The sequence below is a fragment of the Microbacterium sp. PA5 genome (assembly GCF_049860775.1).
In the GTDB taxonomy this organism is placed as follows: Bacteria; Actinomycetota; Actinomycetes; order Actinomycetales; family Microbacteriaceae; genus Microbacterium.
The window spans coordinates 218,793-236,892 of record NZ_CP187567.1 but is presented as its reverse complement, the minus strand read 5'-3'; the positions used below and the strand labels follow the sequence as shown (position 1 = coordinate 236,892).

At 71.9% G+C, this 18,100-nt stretch carries 13 protein-coding genes; 6 read left to right on the top strand and 7 right to left on the bottom strand.

Annotation, left to right across the window (positions count from 1 at the left end; all coding sequences use genetic code 11):
• Window positions 1-6 precede the first annotated feature (6 nt).
• Complete coding sequence (locus ACPWUT_RS01055) at window positions 7-1,134, bottom strand: Gfo/Idh/MocA family protein (RefSeq protein ID WP_284528635.1); 1,128 nt, start codon at window positions 1,132-1,134, stop codon at window positions 7-9.
• Complete coding sequence (locus ACPWUT_RS01050; protein ID WP_284528634.1) at window positions 1,131-1,955, bottom strand: sugar phosphate isomerase/epimerase family protein; 825 nt, start codon at window positions 1,953-1,955, stop codon at window positions 1,131-1,133. The genes ACPWUT_RS01055 and ACPWUT_RS01050 overlap by 4 nt, the downstream gene beginning before the upstream one ends.
• 111 nt (window positions 1,956-2,066) lie before the next feature.
• Between ACPWUT_RS01050 and ACPWUT_RS01045 the strand changes: the two genes are divergently transcribed.
• Window positions 2,067-2,693, top strand: a complete 627-nt coding sequence (locus ACPWUT_RS01045) for a TetR/AcrR family transcriptional regulator (protein ID WP_284528633.1) — start codon at window positions 2,067-2,069, stop codon at window positions 2,691-2,693.
• Between the two features lie 39 nt (window positions 2,694-2,732).
• Complete coding sequence (locus tag ACPWUT_RS01040) at window positions 2,733-3,158, top strand: DUF1801 domain-containing protein (protein WP_284528632.1); 426 nt, start codon at window positions 2,733-2,735, stop codon at window positions 3,156-3,158.
• 31 nt (window positions 3,159-3,189) lie between these two features.
• On the opposite strand, the gene ACPWUT_RS01035 is transcribed toward ACPWUT_RS01040, so the two are convergent.
• The 3 genes from ACPWUT_RS01035 to ACPWUT_RS01025 all read right to left on the bottom strand — a co-directional run bounded on the left by ACPWUT_RS01035 (window position 3,190) and on the right by ACPWUT_RS01025 (window position 4,963).
• Window positions 3,190-4,257, bottom strand: a complete 1,068-nt coding sequence (locus tag ACPWUT_RS01035; protein WP_425839706.1) for a carboxylate-amine ligase — start codon at window positions 4,255-4,257, stop codon at window positions 3,190-3,192.
• A gap of 10 nt (window positions 4,258-4,267) precedes the next feature.
• Window positions 4,268-4,555, bottom strand: coding sequence for a hypothetical protein (locus ACPWUT_RS01030; RefSeq protein ID WP_284528630.1), 288 nt, complete (start codon window positions 4,553-4,555; stop codon window positions 4,268-4,270).
• Window positions 4,556-4,654: 99 nt separating this feature from the next.
• Entirely contained in the window at window positions 4,655-4,963 is a 309-nt protein-coding gene (locus ACPWUT_RS01025) for a hypothetical protein (RefSeq protein ID WP_425839703.1), read from the bottom strand.
• A gap of 354 nt (window positions 4,964-5,317) precedes the next feature.
• On the opposite strand from ACPWUT_RS01025, the gene ACPWUT_RS01020 reads away from it, so the two are divergent.
• The 3 genes from ACPWUT_RS01020 (at window position 5,318) to ACPWUT_RS01010 (ending at window position 9,074) form a co-directional block, all read left to right on the top strand.
• On the top strand, window positions 5,318-6,847 hold the full coding sequence (locus tag ACPWUT_RS01020) for a sugar transferase (RefSeq protein WP_284528628.1): 1,530 nt from the start codon (window positions 5,318-5,320) through the stop codon (window positions 6,845-6,847).
• 4 nt (window positions 6,848-6,851) lie between these two features.
• The gene (locus tag ACPWUT_RS01015; protein ID WP_425839700.1) at window positions 6,852-8,081 is read left to right on the top strand and encodes a glycosyltransferase; all 1,230 of its coding nucleotides are present in this window, start codon (window positions 6,852-6,854) and stop codon (window positions 8,079-8,081) included.
• A gap of 141 nt (window positions 8,082-8,222) precedes the next feature.
• Window positions 8,223-9,074 carry a PhzF family phenazine biosynthesis protein gene (locus ACPWUT_RS01010; protein WP_425839697.1) on the top strand — a complete coding sequence of 284 codons (852 nt, stop codon included), beginning with the start codon at window positions 8,223-8,225 and terminating at the stop codon, window positions 9,072-9,074.
• A 147-nt stretch (window positions 9,075-9,221) separates the two neighbouring features.
• Here the strand turns inward: ACPWUT_RS01010 and ACPWUT_RS01005 are convergent, their stop codons facing one another.
• Window positions 9,222-14,687, bottom strand: a complete 5,466-nt coding sequence (locus ACPWUT_RS01005; protein WP_425839694.1) for a DNRLRE domain-containing protein — start codon at window positions 14,685-14,687, stop codon at window positions 9,222-9,224.
• A gap of 523 nt (window positions 14,688-15,210) precedes the next feature.
• Between ACPWUT_RS01005 and ACPWUT_RS01000 the strand changes: the two genes are divergently transcribed.
• Window positions 15,211-17,433 carry an endo-1,3-alpha-glucanase family glycosylhydrolase gene (locus tag ACPWUT_RS01000; RefSeq protein WP_425839691.1) on the top strand — a complete coding sequence of 741 codons (2,223 nt, stop codon included), beginning with the start codon at window positions 15,211-15,213 and terminating at the stop codon, window positions 17,431-17,433.
• A gap of 110 nt (window positions 17,434-17,543) precedes the next feature.
• On the opposite strand, the gene ACPWUT_RS00995 is transcribed toward ACPWUT_RS01000, so the two are convergent.
• Window positions 17,544-18,095 carry a low molecular weight phosphatase family protein gene (locus ACPWUT_RS00995; protein WP_425839688.1) on the bottom strand — a complete coding sequence of 184 codons (552 nt, stop codon included), beginning with the start codon at window positions 18,093-18,095 and terminating at the stop codon, window positions 17,544-17,546.
• Window positions 18,096-18,100: the final 5 nt, after the last annotated feature.

The following is an 18,100-nucleotide window of genomic DNA, read 5'->3' as shown; positions in this document are numbered from 1 at the left end:
CGGGTGTCAGCCCAGCTCGGCGGCGAAGGGGTCGAAGCCCTCCGGCAGCAGCGGGACGTCGGCGACGGTGCTCGCGATCTCGAGGTACTGGCCGGTCGAGGCGGACTCCTGAGCCGACAGCATCACGTCCAGGACGTGATAGCCGAGCTCCCCGGTCGCGACGTGCGGGCGACCGGCAGCGATGGCGCGAGCCATGTCGAGCACGCCGAGGCCCCGCCCGACGACGGTCCCCTGCTGCTCGATCTCGATCCACTCCTGCTCGGTGCGCATGCCGTCGCGGAAGACGCCCAGCGGCTTCACGTAGGCGATCCGGCCCTCGAAGCGGTTCGGGTCGGGGAGGATCATCGTGCCCTCGCTGCCGTGGATCTCGATCACCCCGTGACGCTCCAGCGCCGAGTCGAAGCTCAGCAGGTGGGTGCCGTGCTGGCCGCCCTCGAACGAGGAGAGCACCTGCACGGTCGAGGGCACCTCGACGGGGAAGGACTCGCCCGCGCGGGGACCGGTGTGGATGTGCCGCTCGGTGCGCCAGCGCGACCCGCGGGCGGCGACCCCGGCGATCGGCCCGAGCAGGCTGACGAGCGCGGAGAAGTAGTAGGGGCCCATGTCCAGCAGCGGACCGGCGCCCTCGGCGAACAGGAACGCCGGCTCCGGGTGCCAGAGGTCGGGACCCTGCGTCTGGAACGCCGTCTGCACGAACAGCGGCGTCCCGATGACGCCCTCGGCGATCGCGCGCTTGGCGGTCTGGAACCCCGGTCCGAGGATCGTGTCGGGGGCCGACCCCACCCGCACGCCGGCGGCGTCCGCGGCACGCAGCAGCTCCTGTGTGCCGGCACGGTCGAGGCCCAGCGGCTTCTCGGTCCACACGTGCTTGCCGGCGGCGACGGCGGCGGCGGAGACCTCCACGTGCACCTGCGGGATCGTGAGGTTCACGACGAGGTCGACGCGCGGGTCGCCGAGCACGTCGTCGGCGGTGCCCCACGCGGGAACCCCGTGCTCCTCGGCCTTGGCCTGCGCGCGCTCGGGGATGATGTCCCCCACCGCGACGACGTCGACGTCGGGGAACGACGTCAGGTTCTCGAGGTACGTCTGGCTGATGACACCGGCGCCGATGACGCCGACTCCGAGGCGGCTCACGCGACGAACCCCCCGTCGCGGAGGAAGGCGTAGCTGGCGGCGATGTCGGCGAAGACGTCGCCGGGCGCGTGGTCGTACTCCACGACGGCGTAGCGGATGCCGGTGCCGGCGCGCAGCGCCTCGGCGAGCGGGACGTCGCCGGTGCCCGCGTGGCGCTGGTCGAGGCTGTCGGAGCCGAACGAGGGGGCGCCGGGCGCCCACGGGTTGGAGGCGGGCACCACGCCGTCCTTCACGTGCACCGCGGTGAGCCGGTCGCCCAGACGCGCGACGAGGGCCGGGACGTCCTGGCCGCCGGTGAGGGCCCAGAACAGGTCGAGCTCGAGCTGCACGCGCTCGTCGGTGAGGGCGACGAACCGCTCGTACGCGGTCTGGTCGCCGAAGGACGCGACGAACTCCTGGGCGTGGTTGTGGTAGCCGACGGTGAGTCCGAATGATGCGGCGGTCTCCGCGACCCGGTTGAGGCGGTCGGCGATGTCGGCGACGCCGTCCTCGGTGAGCCAGCGCTCGGGGGCGACGAAGGGGTCGATGACGGTCTGCACGCCGATCGTGGCGGCCGCCTCGAACACCACCTCCGGCGAAGGCGTCGGGATGGCCCCGTCGGGCGTCCAGAGCTCGTCGGAGAGGAGCGGGGCGTGAGCGGTGGGCGCGCGGAGCCCGCTCGCGTCGAGGGCGGCGCGGATCTCGGCCGGCCGGCGGACGAAGTCGAAGGCCTCGACGTACGCGAACCCGATCGCCGCCAGGCGGTCGAGCGATCCGTTCGGGTCGGCGGTGAACTCCTTCGCCAGCGAATAGAGCTGCACAGAAGCGGCGGGCAGGGCCATGGGTGTTCCTTCGTACGTCGTCGTCGAGCGCCGGGGCCGGCGTTGCGTCCGACGATAACAGAAAAACCTCCACTTGGAGGTTTTTCTCCGCGGCTGGGTTACATTGAGTCCATGAGCGCGTCCGCCCCCGACCCCGACCGGCCGGTCCCCGACCCGGCCCTCGGGCGTCAGGGCCTTCAGCCCAAGGGCGTCGCCCGCCGGCAGGAGATCCTCGACCGCGCCATCGACGTGTTCCGAGAACGCGGCGCCTACGGCACGTCGCTGCGCCGGATCGCCGAGGCGCTGGGGGTCTCCCACGCCGCCCTCCTGCACTACTTCGACTCGCGGGAGCAGCTGCTGGTGGCCGTCTACGCCCACGCCGAGGCCCAGCGCTCCGCCGCGGAGCCCGAACCGCACCGGGGCGTGGACGGCATGGTCCACGCCGCCATGGCCAACGTGGAGGTGCCGGGACTGGTCGAGCTGTACTCGACCCTGGTCGCCGCCGCCCTGGACGGCGACGACCACGTGGGCACGAGGTTCTTCTCCGATCGCTTCGAGCGCATCCGGGCGCGACTGACCGCGGAGTTCACCGCCGACCAGGAGGCCGGGCGCATCCGCGACGACGTGCCGGCCGCGCACCTGGCGGCACTGCTGATCGCGGCCTCCGACGGTCTGCAGATCCAGTGGCTGCTCGAACCCTCGCTCGGCCTGGAGTCGACGCTGCGCACCTTCGCCGCCCTGCTCCAGCCCCCGCGCTGACGGGTTCCCCGCGCGCCCGCGCTGGACGAGGATGAGCGTATGAGCGAACCGAAGACCGGACCGACCGATGCCGACGTGCACGCCTTCCTCGATGCGGCCACCCCCGCGCGCCGGCGTGAGGACGGACTGCGTCTCGCGGAGATCTTCCGCGAGGTGACCGGCACCGAGCCCGTGCTGTGGGGCCCGTCCATGGTCGGCTACGGCAGCTACCGCTACATCTCGCCCTCGGATCCGAGGCGGCGCGGCCGCTGGCCGAAGGTGGCCTTCTCGCCGCGCAAGGCACAGCTGTCGCTCTACGGACTGAAGGACCTGCCCGAGGGAGCCGGCCTCCTCCCGGAGCTCGGCGCCTACACGGAGGGAGCCGGCTGCGTGTACGTGAAGAAGCTCGACGACATCGACCTGGGCGTGCTCCGGCGCCTCGTGGCGATCGCCTGGGCGCGCGACGACGACCCCGAACCGCGCTGAGCGCCGTCAGCCCCGGGTCGTCACGCGGCGGTCACCCGGCGACCCGGTCGCGGTAGAGCGCCGCCAGCCGTCCCCGGGAGTGCGCACGACGCTGCTGCTGCGCCCCTCCGCCCACCCGGCCGTGCTCGGCGAGGAAGCACTCCACGAGGCGCGCATCCGCGTCCGGGAGCACCGGCCGCACGATGTCCTGCAGCGCCTCGAGCACCGCCGCCGCCGGCACGAGGCGACCCGATGCCGGGTCGACGAGCGTGCCCGACGTGCCGTGACGCGCCGCGTGCCAGAGGGCGGCGTCCCAGCCCTCGTAGTGCTCGGCCCGCGGCGTCTCGCTCCGCCGCCCCAGCTCGACGAGGGCGCGGATGAGGGCGGCCAGCGCGACGGAGGCCCGCGGGTCGAGCTGCACGTCGCACACCCGCACCTCGAGGGTGGGGTGGGAAGCCGACAGGCGCGCCACCCAGTTGATCGTTCCCGGGTCCGACGTGGCGCCGACGCCCGTCAGGCGCTCCAGGGCGGCGTGGTAGTCGGCGGCGTCGGCGAACCACGGGGGGACGCCGTGGGTCGTCCACCGACGGCTGTGGATCGCGCGCCAGCTGCCGAATCCGGTGTCCTGCCCGAGCCAGAACGGCGAGTTGGCGGCGAGGGCGAGCAGGACGGGGAACCAGGGCCGCAGGAAGTTCGAGGCCCGCACTCCGTCGGAGGGGTCGGGGATGCCGACGTGCACATGGAGCCCGTTGAGCTGGTGCTCGACGGTCAGTCCCCCGATGTCGCGGGCGATCGCGGCGTAGCGCCCCTCGTGCGCGGGCTCACGGCGGTCCGTGGTGAAAGGCGTCCCCGACGGGGCCACCAGCGCGCCGGCCGCCGACGCCCACGCCGCGAGCCGCGTGCGGAACTCCCTGAGATCGTGCAGGGCCCCCTCGACATCGGTGCACACCGGGGTGGCGTACTCGATCTGCGACGGGAAGAACTCCCGCACGACGACGCCGGGGCACGAGCCGCGCAGCTGCGCGACCGCCTCGAGGCCGAGGTCGACGGGGCCGAGCGTGCGCGGGTCGACGAGGACGAACTCCTCCTCGATGCCGAAGGTCGACGGGGCGTGACTCACGGACAGTCGTTCAGGTCGCCGCGAGCGGCGGCGGGCGATGGGCGATCGGGACGGGCTTGACCGGGCCGCGCGGCCGGCGCGGGGCGACGATCTCGGCGGCGCGCTGGACGACGTCGTCGAGGGTGGCGAACACCCCCACGCCGGCGCCGTGCGAGACCCAGACGGCCTCGTACCGGCCGTCGGGGAGCGCCTCGATGTACGCGACGACGTTGTCGGCGTCACACGCGGCGAAGGAGCGATCGCAGAGCCGCCAGGTCGTGTCGGTGAGCGGATCCAGGGCGAGCTGGTGGTGTCTCATGGGCGGTGCTTTCCGGACGGCGGTCATCGACGTCCAGCCAGAAGGATGCGACACGGTTCGCGCGCGGGCGAGGGGATTGACTTCCGACTCCGCAGGTGCCTAATCCCGGCCGGCGCGGTGGGCGGAGGACGAGTCCCGCCGCGGGGCCAGCGAGGCGACGGCCCTCTCGAACACGAGGGACTGGGCGACCTCGACCGCGCGGTCGTAGCGATGTCCGGCGAGGGACACGAAGACGGTCCCGACCACGTCGATGAACCCGACGGTGCACCCGTCGACCGACACGGCATACGCCTCGGTGTCGATGCGCTCCCAGATCACTCCGGGCACCGGCGTCGACGAGCCCGGCGGGTGGGCGAGGGTGCGGCGGCCGCGCACCGGCGGAATCCGACCCGGCAGTGTGTCCGTCATCGGCGTCCCCCGTCTCGCGCGCGGAGTGGGCCGCGCTCTAGAGAACCTAGGTCGCCCGGCACGCTCCGTTGAGGGCCTTGACGACCCGTCCGCGCGCGGCTACCGGGGCGAACCGGATGGCCCCAATCTGAACACGGGTTTACACGGAGTTTACGTTCGTCCCTCGCATCGCCCCCGTCATAGCGCTAGAGTGAGACCGAACGCAGCGCGAAACGAGTGGGGTCGTCGCGCGTATCCGGGGGGATTTCAGCGTTCCGGGGGAAAGATACCTTCGTCGATTCGGGTCGACGGTGGTTGTCGCATGTTGCTGGGGGGCACAATGCGCAAGTTCGGTAACGCCATGGGGATCGTGCGATGAGCGCGATCGACGACGTCGCACCCTTCTTTCAGCTGCCGAGCATCGGTTCGCTGTCGGTGCGGCGGGAGGCATCGGTGGCGCCACGCGCGTCCGCCGCGGTCGTCAGCCGGTTGCAGTGGGAGCGTCGCTATCGCATGCGCCTCCGCGTGATCGACGCGACCGTCATCTCTCTGGCGTGCTTCGTCGCGACGGTGGCTCCGCTGCTGTTCACGGCACCGAACACGCTCGCCGACGATCCGTGGCTCATCGCCCGGATCTCGGCAGGCACCGCGGTGTTCTGGATGCTGACTCTCAGCCTCTTCAACACCCGCGCGTCCGCGATCCTGGGCACAGGCGCGACCGAGTACGCTCGCGTCGCCCATGCCACAGGTCTCGCATTCGGCACGTTGGCGATCGTCTTCGTGCTGTTCGAGTGGGACGGGCTCCGCGAGCAGCTGTACTTCGCGCTGCCCGTGGGGCTCGTCGCCCTGATCCTGTGCCGCTGGCGTGCGCGCCGGTGGCTCATGCGCCAGCGTGCACAGGGTCACTACGCGTCGCGCACGCTGATCGTCGGCGCGCGTGATGACGTCGAGTACACGATCCGGGCGCTGGGCCCGGACGGGAAGCTCGGGTACCAGGTCGTGGGGACGGCCGTGCTCGACGACGACATCGACCACCTCACCGTGGGCGACGTGTCGTATTCCGTCACGCGTGGGCCCGACGCCGTCACGCGCGCCGCATCGGCGCTGTACGCCGACACGATCGTCGTCGCCAGCCAGCCGGCCGGCGATCCGACGTACGTGAAGCGCCTGGCCTGGGAGCTGGAGGGCACCGCCGCAGAGCTGGTGCTCACGAGCCAGATCGCCGACGTCGCGGGGCCGCGCATGTCGCTGAGCCCCGTCGAGGGCCTGCCGATGCTGCACGTGACCATCCCGACCTTCCAGGGCGGCGCGTACGTGATCAAGCGCGGGCTCGACATCATCAGCTCGTTCGCGGCGCTGGCGCTGTTCGCACCGTTCGCCCTCGTCATCGCGATCGCCATCAAGCTGGACTCGCCGGGACCGGTGTTCTTCCGCCAGTCGCGCGTAGGCCGCGACGGGCGCGAGTTCAAGATGGTCAAGTTCCGCTCGATGCGCACCACCGCCGAGGCGGAGCTGGCCGCGCTGGTCTCGGAGAACGAGGGCGCCGGACCGCTCTTCAAGATGCGCTCCGACCCGCGCGTCACCCGCGTGGGCGCCTTCCTGCGCAAGTACTCGCTCGACGAGGTGCCGCAGTTCCTCAACGTCCTGTTCGGCGACATGAGCGTCGTCGGACCGCGTCCGCCGCTGCCGTCCGAGGTCACCGCCTACGACGGCACCGTGTTCCGCCGCCTGTACATCAAGCCCGGCATCACCGGCCCCTGGCAGGTCGGCGGTCGCAGCGACCTGTCCTGGGAGCAGAGCGTGCGCCTCGACCTGCGCTACGTCGAGAACTGGTCGGTCATGTCCGACCTGGTGCTCATGTGGCGCACCGTCAAGGTCATGATCCGTCCCGATGGCGCATACTGAGGCGATGCCGGCAGATTCGACGCGACGCTCCGTCCTGTTCGTCGGGGTGAACTACGCCCCGGAACCGACCGGGATCGGTCCTTACACCGCCGGCATGGCGACCGGGCTGGCGGCGCGCGGCTGGGACGTCTCGGCCGTCACCGGCCACCCCCATTACCCGTGGTGGCGCATTCCCGCGGAGCACCGCGGGCTGCCGCGCCGTGACGTCGTCGAGGGGGTGCGGTTGCGCCGCGTGCACCACTTCGTGCCGCGCCGCCACAACGCGCTCACCCGGGCGCTTCACGAGGTCACCTTCGGCCTGCGGGCGGCGTTCACGCGCTGGGGCGACCCCGACGCCGTCGTCGTCGTGAGCCCGGCACTGCTCGCCTCGCGCATCGTCGCGGTGCGCGCGCGGGCGCGTCGCGTGCCGGTCGTCACGTGGGTGCAGGACATCTACACGCTCGGGGTCAAGGAGACCGGCGGCGGGCTCGGCTCGGGCCTCATCGAGCGGTGGGAGCGCGGGCTCGCCAATGCCTCGCACCGCGTCGTCGTCATCCACGACCGGTTCCGCCGGATGTTCGCCGAAGACCTCGCCGTGCAGCGTCCGATCGACGTCGTCCGCAACTGGTCGCACGTGCCCGATCTCCACGACCGCCGCAGCGTCGAGGTGCGTCGTGGCTACGGCTGGAGCGACGACGACATCGTCGTCCTGCACGCGGGCGCCATGGGCGCCAAGCAGGGGCTCGAGGCCGTCGTGCTCGCCTCCCAGGAGGCGCACCGCCGCGGATCGGCGGTGCGGTTCGTCCTGCTGGGCGACGGCAACCAGCGGGCGGCCCTCGAGGCGCTGGGACCCAATCCCCACCTGCAGTTCATCGACCCGCTCGACGACGACGACTTCTTCGCCGTGCTGGGGTCGGCCGACGCGCTGCTCGTCAACGAGCGGCCGGGGCTGACCGAGATGTCGGTGCCGAGCAAGATGACCACGTACTTCGCGACGGGACTCCCGGTGATCGCGGCCGTCGACACGGGCAGCACCACCTACGACGAGATGCGCGCCGCCGAGGCGGGTCCCTGTGTGCCGCCGGCCGACCCCGGCGCCCTCGTCGACGCGGCCGAGAGCCTTGCCGCCGATCCGGAGCGCGCCCGGGGCTTCGGTCGCAACGGGCAGGCGTATCGGCAGCGCGTCCTCACCGAGGACGCCGCCATCGACGGCTTCGCCCGGGTGCTGGACACCGTCACCGCCACCGGCCGGTAGTCCTCGCCGTCGCCACGGGTCGCCGCAGGCCACCAGGGCCACCAGGGCCACCAGGGCCACCAGGGCCACCAGGGCCACCAGGAGACGATCGGACCCCTCCGGTCCGGTCCAGGGGGCGCGCGGATGGGGCATCCTGATCGCATGCCGCAGATTCTTCGTCTCGCCGCCTTCTCCACCGACCCCTCGGGAGGGAACCCGGCGGGGGTGGTGCTCGATGCGGAGGCGCTCGACGACGACGCGATGCAGCGCATCGCGGCCGAGGTCGACTACGCCGAGACGGCGTTCGTGACGGGCCGCGATGCCGACGGTCTCACCATCCGCTACTTCTCCCCGATCGCCGAGGTGCCGTTCTGCGGCCACGCGACGGTGGCGACGGCCGTCGCCCTCGTCGAGCGCGGGCTGTCCGCGCCGGGCGAGCTCACCTTCCGCACCCCTGTGGGCCCCGTGTCGATCCGCACCGCCCGGGTCGACGACGGCGTGACCGCGTCGTTCACGAGTGTCGACCCGTACGTGGAAGAGCTCCCCGCCGACGTGCTGGCGGAGGTCCTCGACGAACCCGGCATCGGCCGGGGCGACCTCGACCCTCGGATGCCGCCGGCGCTCGCGTTCGCCGGCAACCGGCATCCGGTCATCGCGCTGGCGGATCCGGAGATCTTCGACTCCTTCACGTTCGATCCCGTGCGGGTGCGCGCCCTCATGGACGCGCAGGACTGGCGGGGCACCGTCACCGTGCTGCATGCGCCGCGTGCGGGCGTGCTGCGGGAGATCACGGCACGGAACCTCTTTCCCGTCGGGCGCATCACCGAGGACCCCGCCACGGGGTCGGCAGCGGCGTCCGTGGGCGCCTACCTGCGGGCCGGCGGTCTCGTGGCGCCTCCGGCATCGGTCACGATCCACCAGGGTGCCCACGTGGGCCGCCCCGGGGTTCTCGAGGTCGCCATCCCCGTGGCCGGCGGCATCACCGTGACGGGCCGCGCCGTCGAGATCGCGTAGGGTCGCCGGACTCTGCTGCAGAAACGGGCGAGCACCCCCTTCTGCAGCCGGGGGTGCTCGCGCGGGCGGCCGTGGCCGTCCGGATCCCATCGACGAGGGGAGCCCGGGGCGGCTCGTCCCTCATCGATGGGGGGTCGTGTGCTCAGCTCACGGAGCGGCCGTGTAGGTGAGCACGAGAGTGGGGCGGTTGCCGGCGGTGCCGGCTTCCTTGGACCAGAACCGCAGGTTGTCCGTGCCGTTGTCGGTCACGAGGAACCCGACGGTCGTACCGCTCAGCGGGGCCAGCGTCGACGCGGTGAGCTCGCGCTCGTACGTCGTGTTGATCGCCGTGAGCCCGGTGAGGCTTCCGACGGTCGCGCCGGCCTCGGTGGGACGGTTCGCCCAGGTGAGCGACGCCTCGGTCCAGTCGGAGGCCACGAGACGCACGTCGTGCGCGTCCGTCGAGCCCGACGTGGAGTCCGACGTCGTCCGCAGTCGCAGCACGGCCGAGGTCAGCACGCGTCCCTCCGGGGCCGCGGGCAGCTCGAACGCGAGGTAGCTCTGCAGCGCCCCCGAGGTTCCGCCGCGCGTGGACAGGTAGGTCGCGGCGCCGTAGTTGGTGCCGGTCGCCGACTGCGCCACCAGTGCGTCCTTCAGAGCCACCACCGAGGTGGTCACCGGCTCGAGGGGCTCCTCGGGCGCCGGCGGGACCACGACCGACGCCGAAGCGGAGGCCGCGCTCACGTTCCCGGCCGCGTCGACCGCTGCCACCCGGTAGTACCAGGTGCCCTCGGCGACGCCGGTCTGCGAGAACGAGGTGCCGCCGGGCGTGCCCACCTGGTTCGCCGAGGCGGCGGTGAAACCGGCCGACGTTCCGCGGTAGACCCGGTAGCCGGTCACTGCGACGTTGTCCGTCGACGCCGACCAGGTCAGCGACACGGCGCCCGCCGACGTGGCGGTCCCCTCGAGCCCCGTCGGGACGCTCGGAGCCGCGGTGTCGGGCTCCGGCTCCACCGGGCCCTCGCCCGGGGTGTACTCGAGGACGAGGACGGGACGGCGGGTGGTGCCGGTGCCCTCCTTCGAGACGAGCCGCACGTTGTCCGCCGACGTGGTGCGCAGGGCCAGCGAGACCTCCGAGCCGGTGAGTGAGGCCAGGGCCTCGGCGTCCAGCGTGACCGTGTAGGTCGTGTTGAGCGCGGTGGCGCCGCTGAGCTGCCCGATCGTCGCCCCGAAGCCGGAGGTCGGACGGTTGTTCCAGGTCGTCGTCGCCTCGGCCCACGACCCGGTCAGGATCGAGAGCTGGTGCGTGCCGGTGGAGTTGGCCGTCGAGTCCGTCGAGGTCGTCAGGCGGAGCGTCGCACCGGTGAGCGTGGTCCCCGCGGGAGCCGCCGGGATGGCGAAGCGCAGGTAGGACTCGATCTGACCGGTGGACCCGCCGCGAGCCGAGATCTGGTTGCTCGCGCCGTAGACCGTGTTGGCCGCGCTCTGGGCGACCATCGTGTCGGCCAGGACGTTCGCCGTCAGGGTGACCGGCTCCACGGGCTCCGAGGTGTCGATCGTGACGCCCTGGGCACCGGTGGCGGCGCTGCGGTTGCCCGCACCGTCGACCGCGACCACGCGGTAGAAGTACTGGCCGTCGGCCAGGTCCTCGTCCGTGTAGGTGGCCGTGGTCGGCTCGGCGATCGGGGTGAGACCCGAGATCGAGAAGCCGGCCGAGGTGCCGCGGTACACCGCGTAGTGGTCCACCGCGATGTTGTCGGTGGCGGCGGTCCACTGCAGGGTGGCGTCGGAGCCGGTCGCCGTGACCGTCAGACCCGTCGGGGTCGTCGGGTTCTCGGTGTCGGCCACCGTCACCGAGACCGAGTCGCTGGCGGCGCTGACGTTGCCGGCGAGGTCGTACGCGGCGACCTTGTAGTGGCGCGTGCCGATCGTCGTGGCCGTGTCGGTCCACTCGGTCGTGGTGACGCCGTCGGCGACGAGCGAGTCGGCGTCGGCCGTGAAGCCGGCCGTCGCGCCGCGGTAGACGCGGTAGCCCACGACTCCCACGTCATCGCTCGACGCGGTCCACTCGAGCGCGACGGTCCCGTCGGCTGCCGCGGTGCCCTCCAGGCCGGTGGGCACGCTCGGCGCGTCGGTGTCGACGTCGACGAGGGCGCCGACCGCGGCACTGGCGCCGCCGACGTTGCCTGCCGCATCGAGGGCGACCACGCGGTAGTACCACTGGCCCTCGCCCACGGCGACGTCGGTGTAGCCCGCCGTCGAGGGCTCGGCGATCAGGGTGCCGTCGGCGATGGCGAAGCCCGGCGTGATGGAGCGGTACACCTCGTAGTGGTCGACGGCGACGTCGTCGGTCGCCGCGTTCCAGGTGAGGGCGACGTCGACGCCGGCGACGGAGGTCGTGAGACCCGACACCGTGGACGGCGCGGTGACGTCGGCGAGGACGACCTGCAGGGCGGAGCCCGAGGTGCTCTCGTTGCCGGCGATGTCGTAGGCCGTCACCTTGTAGTAGCGCGTCCCCGGCGTGGTGTTCGGGTCGGTCCACGAGGTCGTCGTCACGTCGCCCACGAGGGCGCTCGGCTCGATCTCGAAGCCCGCCGACGACCCGCGGTAGATGCGGTAGCCGCTGACGCCGTTGGCGTCGGCCGATGCCGACCAGCTGAGCTGGGCCGCCGTGGTGCCGGTGTGGGTCACGTTGGTCGGGACCGTCGGCGCCGTCGAGTCCTGCAGCGCGATCGCGTAGTGGTTCACCACCGCGTCCGACGTGAGCGCGGCCGGGTAGATCGCCGCCTCGTCGAGCTTGCCCGCGAAGTAGTGGCTGCTCGAGGCGTCCGGCCAGCCGCCGAGGTTGCCGCCGCCGAAGCGCCAGTAGCCGTCACCGGTCTCGCTGTTTGTCACGCCGTTGGAGCCCTGGAGGGCGCCGTCGACGTAGATGCGCATACCCGCGGAGCTCTGCGTGGCCACGACGTGGTGCCACTGCCCGTTGTTGAGGGCCGAGGTGGTCGTCACGGACTGCACGGCGCCGTTGTAGATGCCGAACCGCAGTCGCCCGTCGTTGAGCATGTAGATCTGCTTGTCGTACGAGTTGCCGCTCACCGTCGGGCTGTTCTCGAAGCCGACGATCTTGCCGCCCACGGTCGTGGTGGTGTTCACCCAGAACTCGACCGAGTACTCGGACGGTGCCGCGACGAGCCCGGTGCGGATGAGGCCGCTGCCCTCGCTGTTGTTGGTGCCGGGCGTCGTGACCGCGCCACCGGGGATCTTCGTCCCCTCGGTGAAGCGGGTCACGCCGGAGCCGATGACACCGTCGCGGGCGCCCAGGAACGAGGAGTCCTCCGCGACCGAGCCGCTCGCCTCGTCGAAGCGCCAGTACGAGGTCGGGTTGTCGCCGAACACGGCGGCGCCGTAGGCGTCCGCGGGTGCCTCGTTGAGGTCCATCTCCCCGCCGCCGGCGAGGAAGTGCTCGATGGCCTGGTTCTGGCTCAGCGCGGTCGAGTAGATCGCCGTCTCGTCGAGCTGACCGTCGTAGAAGCGCGACGCGGTGTTGTTGCTGCCGCCGTTGTCGGGCCACGAGTTGAGGTTGTCGCCGCCGACGCGCCACGTGCCGTAGTACGCCTGCGCGTTGGTCACGTTGTTGCGACCGACCTCGGCGCCGTCGATGTAGAGGCGCATGCCGGCGCTGCTCTGGGTGGCCACGACGTGGTGCCACTGGTCGTCGTTGTAGGCGAGGTCGGAGCGCAGCGTGCGCACGGAGCCGTTGTAGATTCCGAAGCGGATGCGGCCCGTGCCGTTCTCCATGTACACGATGCGGTCGTAGCTGCCGCTCATCGTGTCGTTGCCGTTGTCGGTGCGCGGACGACCGTTGCCGTAGCCGACGATCGAGCCGCCGGTGGTGGAGGCCGTCTTGAACCAGGTCTCGATCGTGTACGTCGAGGGTCCGGTCGCGATCTGGTCGTTCCAGACGTACTGGCTCGCGCCGTCGAACACCGCGCTGCTGCTGCCGTCACCGGGGATCGCGCCGGCGGCGTAGGTCACGCCGTTCTGCGCGATGCCGTTCTTGGCGGAGCCCACCTTGCCGGAGCGGTCGATGACCCAGGCTCCGGAGTCGTCGTAGCGCCAGTACAGGTCGGGCTGGTCCTCGATCACCGTCGCCGCGTAGCTCGACGCCGTCGTGGATGCCACGCCGTTCTGCGCCGCCGAGAGGGCGCTCTGGTTGCCGGCGGCGTCCACCGCGCGGACGCGGTAGGAGTAGCTGACACCGGGAGTCGCGGTGGAGTCGACGAAGGTCACCTGGGGACGCGTCCACCAGCTGGTCTCCACGCTGACGGGGTCGCCGAGCTGGACGTTGTTGCGGTACAGGATGTACTGCAGCGGCGAGTCGTCCGGGTCGTACACCGAGCGCGCGACGATCTGGAGCGCACCGGGTGTGACCGCGCGGACGTTGATGGTCGGCGTGGGCGGGTTGCCGGTGTCGGTCGTGCCGAAGCGCGTGAGGCCCTGCTGCGCGCCGCCGTTGACCGACGTGAACTCGCCGCTGACCCACAGGTACTTCTGGCCGTTCTTGGTGGCCACCGCGAGGCCGCGGCCGCCGATGCCCTCACCGGTGCCGTCGTTGAGCGTCGGGAACCAGCCCAGCTGCTTCTGCTGCGGATCCTGCGTGTCGGTGACGCTCAGGTAGATGCGGCGTCCGTCCGGGTACAGGCCGATCGAGGAGCAGTCGTGGTGGTGGTGCGCCTGGAACAGCTTGCCGTTGTCGAGCTGGAGCGCCTGGACCGCGCCGAGGCAGGTGTCGCGCCACTCCTGGTTGCCGGTCGACCAGCTCAGGCGGGCTGCGCCGTCGAAGACGCCGCCGCCGCTGCCCTCGTTGCCGATGTAGAAGGAGGTGCCGTCGCTGACGATCGCCTTGGTGATCGAGCACGGGTGGATGAAGTTGCTGCCGTCGCCCCAGTTGAGCGGGTTGCTCGGGTACGCCCGCGTCACGGCGCCGGTGGCGGCGTCGACGATCGCGATGCTGTGGGTGTTGGTGCCGTTGACGGTGTAGAAGGAGCCGCCGAGCGCGATCTTCGAGCCGTCCGGCGAGGCGGCGATGGCGAGGCCGCGCGAGTTCGCGTCGGCCGTGGTGCGGCACTCGATGCCGGGCTCGGGACGCGTCTCCATGTTGCCCACGGCGTCGGCGACCCAGTTCGGGTCGAGCACGCCGGCGCGGTTCACCTTGGCGAAGCTGCGACGGGGCTGGCCGGCGACGGTCTGGAAGAGGCCGCCGAAGTACACGGCGTCGGCGGTGACCTCGAGCGAGTACACGAACGAGGAGAGACCGCTGACGTTGAAGCTCGTCACCGCGCAGGTCTGCACGTTGATCTCGGCGATGCGGGTGCGGGACACGCCGCCGATGCTGTTGAAGTTGCCGCCGATGAACACGGTCGACCCGTCGGGCGACGCCTCGGCGGTGTACAGGCGTGCCGTGCCGCCGCTGAGGGCCGCCGGCAGCTGGCAGGTGGACGGTGCACCCGTGTCGGCCTCGAAGATCGCGACGCCGGCCACGTTCCGAGCGGTTCCGCTCATCCCCGCGCCCGGGCGGATCTGCGTGAACTCGCCGACCGCCACCACCTTCCCCTGGGAGGCGGCCACGGCGCGCACGACGCCGTTGGTCTGCCATGTGCCGAGATTGTCCGCACTGAACGTGACACCCGGTGTGATGGCCTGTGCGGGTGACGCCGGCGTGGCGACGACGACCCCTACGACAAGTGCGAAGACAGCAACAGCGCTGGCAAAGATGCGTGTACGCATCGGTTCCCCGATTCCCCAGATTCCCCCCGTCCGCCTCGGTTACCCCTAACCGGTACGGCGAACGTGCACCGTATCCGCCGTTCCCCATGATCGGCGTGGTCGAGTGACCAAACGGTACGCCGGAGAACGTAGCACACCTCGATGCCATCCGTATACCACTCGTCGAGAAGTCGTTGCGGAGGAAATTCGTGAGAGGACTCTCATAAAGGAACTTGACCGCGCTCCGGAGCCGAGCCACACTGATCGGACACCATCGCACGATGCACTATGCTCCGCCCCCCAGCAGCGATGGCTACAGCAACCCGAACCTGCCCACCTCCGGCACCGCGATCCCACACCGCGTGGTGCCGAGACGCTCGAAGCGGATGACTCCATGGCCCCCAGCCACACCCCCACCCCGACCGTACCCACCGACACCCTCCGCGACCGCTCGCGACGCCTCACGGCCCGCGACCGCCGCCGTCGCCGCGCCGCGCGCGTGCTGGCCGTGCTCTCGGCCGCCGCGCTGCTCGCGCCCGCCGTCGTGAACGAGATCACCTCGCCGGCCTCGGCGGCCACCACGACGCAGACGGTGGAGCTCACCGCGACCGCCGGCGGATGGACGACGACGCGCGCGCCGAAGACGGCCAAGAGCAACGCCTACTGGCTGAGCACGACGTACGCGGCCGACGCCGGCTACCTGACGTTCCCCACCGCCTCCCTCCCCGACGGAGCGAAGATCACGGCCGCCACGCTGTCGCTGAACATCCGCTCCACCAAGGCCACGAAGGGCGGGGTGCTCGTCTACCCGGCGGCGACGACCTGGTCGCCGAAGACCCTCACCAACGCGAACCGTCCGGCGCGCCTGGGCGCGGCGGTCAGCACGAGCACCGTGAAGGCGGTCGCGGGCCGCACGATCTCGATCCCCCTCGCGACCTCCGGCGCCCTGTCGACCACGGGGGCGACCTCCTTCGAGCTGCGCTACTCGCAGCCGGCCGTCGGCACGCTCATCAACCTGCGCTCCGCCCCGCCGAAGCTGACGATCACCTACACGACGAGCAGCTCCACCCCCGGGCCGACCCCGACCGCCACGCCGACGGCGACGCCCAAGCCCACGGCCACCCCGACGGCCACGCCGAAGCCCACGCCCACGCCGAAGCCGACCGCGACGGCGACGCCCTCGCCGCGGCCGACGCCCACCGCCACCCCGACGGCCACGCCGAAGCCCACGCCGACGCCGACCGCCACGACGCCGCCCTCCGCGGGCAGCGACGAGCTGCCGTTCTCGGTGCCCGGGGTCGGAGCCAGCGCCAAGAAGGTCTTCGCGCACTACTTCCCGCCGTACCCGGTCTCGTTCGACAACCTGTCGGCCGACAGCGACTACTACGCGCGCAACTACCTGACCGTCGGCGGCGAGAACGGCAAGCACGCGGCGTACAGCGGGCTGCTGCGCGACCGTCCCGAGACCCGCGCGCCGCTGAGCGGCGACTGGCGCACCAAGGACTTCAACGCCGAGATCGACGACGCCGCGGCCGCCGGGGTCGACGGCTTCATGGTCGACGTGCTGAGCCTGTCCGGCGGCAACTGGGACCGCACCGTCGGACTCACCAACGCCGCCGCCGGCCGCTCCGACGGCTTCACGGTGATCCCGAACATCGATGCGACCTCGAGCGTGGCGAAGGCCTCGCCGGCCACGGTCGCCGCCGCGATCGCCCCGCTCATGAAGTCGAAGGCCGCGTACAAGCTGTCCGACGGTCGCGTGCTGCTGTCCTCGTTCAAGGCGGAGGGCAAGCCCGCGTCCTGGTGGAAGGACATCATGGCGGCGCTGAAGAACACGCACGGCGTCTCCGCGGCGTTCGTGGCCGTGTTCCTCGACTCCTCCGAGGCCAACCTCCGCACGTTCGCGCCGTTCACCTACGCGGCGAGCAACTGGGGCAAGCGCTCCCCCGACTCCGCCGCCACGGCGACGGACCGCACCGACCTCGCGCACGCGCTCGGCATGAAGTGGATCGAGCCGATCGCCGTGCAGGACGTGCGGCACAAGTCGGGCGTCTACGCCGAGGCCGCCAACACGGAGACGCTGCGGGCGACCTGGAAGCGCGCGATCTCGAACGACGCGGACTTCGCGCAGCTGATCACGTGGAACGACTACAGCGAGGCGACGAGCTTCGCCGCGTCCGAGATGCACGGCTCCGCGTTCCTCGACCTGAGCGCGTACTACGCCTCGTGGTTCAAGACGGGCAAGGCTCCGGGCCTGCGCGGCGACGAGATCATCGTCACCCACCGCACCCAGTCGTACAAGGCGGCCGCGCTCCTTCCGCCGGTGACCCTGAACGCGACGCTCGGCGGCAACACCACCGCACCGCGCGACACCGTCGAGGTCGTCACGATGCTCACTGAGCCGGCCACCGTCACCCTGCGTGTCGGCTCGGCGACGCACACCATCGACGCGCCGGCCGGCCTGAGCGCCCACACCGTGCCGCTGCGCACGGGCAAGGTGTCCGCCTCGGCGGCGCGCGGCGGCTCGGTCTTCGCCACCGCCACGACCGACGAGCCGGTCGTCTCGTCGCCCGAGATCGTCAACCTGCTGTACGCGGCGGCGACCAGCCGCGACTGAGCGCCGCGCCGCACGAGCACGCCGCCCCGGCCCGGATCCCTTCGGGGATCCCCGGGGCGGCGTCGTCGTGCGGGCGCGGAAGTCGTCCCGGGGTCCTCGTCGGTGCGGGATCAGCCGCGGACGCGCAGCGCCTCGCCCAGCGCCCGCACGGCCGACGCGATGCGGTCGGCCGCACGCCCGTAGTCGGTCGTCGTGCCGCCGGCGGGATCGGCGATGTCGTCGTCGGGGCTCTGCGGCACGACCCCTCGCGCCGAGGCGAGGGCGTCGGCGAGCTCCGCCGCGGACGCACCGCGCGGGACGTCGGCGACCGCCAGCAGTCGCGCCGACTGCGCCAGGGTGAACGTCTTGCGGTGGGCGCGGGGGACGAGCCGGACGACGTCGGCCCGGTGGGCGCGCTCGGCGCAGAGCACGACGTCGGCCCAGGCGACCAGCTCCGCGGTGAGCGGCTGCGAGCGGAACGCGGCCGCTTCGATCCCGCGGCCCTCCAGCAGCTGCAGGGTGTGCCGCGTGACGTGCTCGCCCTCCTCCGCGCGCGTGCCCGCCGAGCGCACCTCGACGTCGGTGCGGTCATGCGCGAAGGTCGCCGCCAGCATCAGCTCCGCCATCGGCGACCGGGCCCGGTTCGCCGTGCACACCACGAGGATGCCGCCACGGGCCGCCATGGCGG